The organism is Rhizobium giardinii bv. giardinii H152 (assembly GCF_000379605.1).
GTDB classification, from domain to species: Bacteria; Pseudomonadota; Alphaproteobacteria; order Rhizobiales; family Rhizobiaceae; genus Pararhizobium; species Pararhizobium giardinii.
In genome coordinates this window covers 1-3528 of sequence record NZ_KB902708.1, presented here as the reverse complement: position 1 = coordinate 3528, position 3528 = coordinate 1, and the positions used below count along the sequence as shown (strand labels likewise).

Sequence of the window (3528 nt, the reverse complement as noted above, 5' to 3'; positions counted from 1 at the left end):
CCTTGCCGTAGCAGCCATCGACGGACCGGCCGAGCTCGCTCCCGTTGACGAGAGACTGCTCAACCGCTCCGACCTTGCGCGTTTTGCCGAAAAGGTGCGCATGAGCGCCGATCCGGAGCTAGACCGGCTCTTTCCCGATCAGACATTGGCACGGGTCACGATCGAAACAACCAGAGGAGACCGTTTCCGGTCGCCGGTTGCGGGACCCGTCGGAGACCCGGCGCACCCGTTGTCCTTCGGTGCGCTCGAAGAAAAATTTCGCCGGGTGACGCGTGGTACAATCAGCCCTGGACAGCAAGACACGTTGATTCATGCCGTGCTGCGGCTCCTATCCGATGACGGTGCGCAGCTTCTTTATGGACTCGGCTCCGCTACGCTCGTGGCCGAGACATGATCCCTGACCATCAAAATTCCTGCAGGCCACAGCATGGGCCGCGCGGAGCGCGGCTATGTAAGCAGAGAACGAGCGCGGGTGATCCAGGACTTGTTCATAATTGCATGGGGATTATATTGCTGGAGGGAGTGACTGAGGCGCGAACCTCAGCCACCCATTTGCTTACGTTAGGAATTGGACCCGCACGCTTGCTCGCCAGCTCGTGCGGGTTTTCCATATCGTGAGCGTGATACAAAAATACTGCTTCCTCCCCGTCATCGAAAAACGAGTTCTCTCATCGAGAAGCAATTATTTTTGAAACACAAGATCGAGAAATAATTACATCAAATGTGCCGACGTGCACATCGAGAAGTCGTTGAAATCCCAGCCATCGAAAACGACTACGATATTTCTTGCGTTAGCGATAGTCGGTCATCAACGAGCGCGGCGTTCGATACCGCAATCTTGCCCTTGATCATGACGTGACGGACACGGCTGAGATTGTGGCCTTCGCAGATTGTCAGATCCGCACGTCTGCCCTTTGTGATGAAGCCGCGGTCTCCGGCAAGCTGCGGCAAAGTGTGGGCGACATTGCCGGTGGCAAGAGCGACGGCTGCTGGCGCCGATAACTGTCGCTTCGCCACCATGCGTTGCACTGCCGACAGAATGCTGTCCCAATCACCGCCGGCAAAATCCGTCGATATCGTATCGACCAAGCCCGCCTCGATAAGTGCGTCCAGATTATCCGGTTCGTTGCGCCAGCGCGTATGGACACAGTCAAGGGTCGATACGTCAATTGCTGCACCCCGCTTGCGAAGCTCCGATGCGAAGTGCACTGCTTCCTCTGCCGAAAACGAAGGATGGTTGGTGTGTCCCGCGACCATCCGGCAGGACGGATGGGTTGCTGCAATCTCCAACAAGGTTTCGATCGTCGGCAAGGCCGTATGGAAAATGGCGGGCAGACCGAAGCGCACGGATTGGGCCGCAATCTCCTGAAAGCCCTGAAGAGACAGAGCAACCGGTGGAAGCACGGTCTTTGCGATCAGTTCGCGCATCGCTTTCGCGTCTAGATGCGCTTTCAAGCCGCAGCTCTCCATCAGGTGCTCAAGATAAAGCTGATCGGCGGCTCCATCGCCATTGAGCGACCGACCGAGCACTGCTTCTTTCAAGGAACGGGCAATTTTCGGGTGAACGGAGACTCCGGTCGCAGCCAGAATGGCGGCGGGAATGAAGCGGTAGTCCTGCGCTCCACCGCCCAGCGTCTGGCCCCCACCTGCCTCGCCCAGCGCCTTGGCGCCGTCGGCAATCATTGTCTCGATCGTCAAGGCGTGGTGTCGGTTCGACAATCCCTTTCCGTCAATCTCCATCGCTGCGGCAATGTTGCTCGGTGTGTGCGCGCTCGACACATGAATATCGAGTGGGTGACGCTCGCCACCAGGAAGATGGATTTCGTCTACCGTCGCCAAGCCACAGACATTGAGCAGCGTCGTCGTTCCGGACAAAAGATGTTTGTTACGAAAATACGCGACGTCGTCCTCGGCAACAGGCGCTGAGCCGCTTGGCATCGCAGGACCGTGGATACAGCCGTGTGCATGCCCATTGATGATGCCCGGCAGGATCGTGCATCCGGCGGCATCAATTACAAATACGTCCTCGATTGTCGCCTCGGTACCCTCCCGCACCTCTATGATCCTGTCGTCGCGCAATCGCACGATACCCCTTTCGAAAAACGTCCTGCCATCACCCGTGATCACGCTGCCATTGATAATGACGGTATCCTGAAAACTGGTGCTCATCACGCTTCTCCTTGGGCGATCCGGACGGTTTCCCGGCCGTGGCTTCCATCCCACTCGTGTTCAGTGCGTAGCCAACGCCTCGTACGGTTCGGATCGGGTCCTCGCCCGGGACGAAATTCAGCGTCCTTCGCAGGTGACCGATATGAACATTGACCGTGCGGAGATCGACAAAGACGCCCTTCGGCCACGCACCGGCTATCAGCTCGCCGCGGCTCATGACCTGCCCCGGCCGCTCCATGAGGCATCGAAGAAGGTTGAATTCGATCAATGGCAAATGGACCTGCCTGCCGCTGCGGAAGACCCGGCATGCAAGGGGCTCAAGAACAATACCCGCTTGCCCGAGGCTGTCATGATGCGCGAGGTCCGCAGTCCCGCTCGCCGGCAATGGCGGCTGTGCTCTGAGGATATCCAGAAATCGCACCGGATCCACCGGTCTGACGAAGGCGATATCGACACCGGCATTGACGAAGCGCGGATACTCGGTGGCCGCTGTGGGCTCGATCAGCGCAATCAGCCTTACGTCCCGTGTCAGGGGCGTGGCCTTGAGCATTCCACAAAGTGCAAGAGAACAGGCCGGATCCCAGTCCACCAGCAAAGCATCGGCGAGACCTTCTTTCGTTAGCGACAGGGCCTCGTCGCAATCCGCCGCGAGAACCGTATCGAAACCATCCCGCACAAGAATATGCCGCAGGAATAACGAACATTGCGGGTCGCTCGATGTGATGATGATCACGCGTCTCACATTTACACGGCATGGCACGCCGGCTGCGGCGTGAGGCTGCCGCGCCTCTGACCAGAATTGTAGCCATTAGTCTGTCATTTCGTTGCATAAAACTCAAACCACACTTTAATGTTGTAGGTTAAGTTTTATTGCGCCGCGACGGCTCATGTCTTGAATGGATCACTCGGATGTTTTTGACCCGGTCCTCTCGGGACGAAAAACCGGCACTCGTATTTTTACCAGTTGCTGCGTTCTCAACGCGAGGGAAGCATGCCCTGTTTCTAGTGATCGCCGTGCAGGCTGGGCCTTTGCCCCTGTCAGAAGCGAGGGCGCAACATGCCGGACTCTGAAAAAACCAGTTCAGAAAAATCAGCCCCCAGCATTCTTTTGCTTGGAGATGATGAGGCGTATGGCGCCATTTCGGCGGCAGGGTTTGCGACGACGTGGACCGCATGGCCGGAGGGCAGCGTGTTGCTCGCGCACCAACCGTTCGATCTGGTGATAGCCTGTACGGCGCATGCAGCAGACAGCCTTTCTATCTGCCACGCCATTCGCCGTCAAAGCACGATTCCTCTAATTGTTCTGATCAGCGGTGCAACCAGACAGGATAGAATTGCCGCACTCGATGCTGGAGCGGA

General features: G+C 57.5%; 3 protein-coding genes and 1 pseudogene. 2 read left to right on the top strand and 2 right to left on the bottom strand.

Annotation, left to right across the window (positions count from 1 at the left end):
- Positions 1 to 394: pseudogene (locus A3AY_RS0126605) on the top strand (MmgE/PrpD family protein); the annotation flags it as partial.
- A 380-nt stretch (positions 395 to 774) separates the two neighbouring features.
- On the opposite strand, the gene A3AY_RS0126600 reads toward A3AY_RS0126605, so the two are convergent.
- Together A3AY_RS0126600 and A3AY_RS36210 are read right to left on the bottom strand one after the other, a co-directional pair.
- Positions 775 to 2169, bottom strand: coding sequence for an amidohydrolase family protein (locus A3AY_RS0126600; RefSeq protein WP_018328723.1), 1395 nt, complete (start codon positions 2167 to 2169; stop codon positions 775 to 777).
- Positions 2114 to 2902, bottom strand: coding sequence for a winged helix-turn-helix transcriptional regulator (locus tag A3AY_RS36210; RefSeq protein ID WP_018328722.1), 789 nt, complete (start codon positions 2900 to 2902; stop codon positions 2114 to 2116). The genes A3AY_RS0126600 and A3AY_RS36210 overlap by 56 nt, the downstream gene beginning before the upstream one ends.
- Before the next feature lie 324 nt (positions 2903 to 3226).
- Between A3AY_RS36210 and A3AY_RS36205 the strand changes: the two genes are divergently transcribed.
- Positions 3227 to 3528 (top strand): response regulator transcription factor (locus tag A3AY_RS36205; RefSeq protein ID WP_154663336.1); only part of this gene is annotated, 302 nt, incomplete at its 3' end.

What these genes read in the sequence shown, in the direction of transcription:
- A3AY_RS0126600 (WP_018328723.1), bottom strand. Translation starts at nt 2,169, where the DNA reads ATGAGCACCAGTTTTCAGGATACCGTCATTATCAATGGCAGCGTGATC.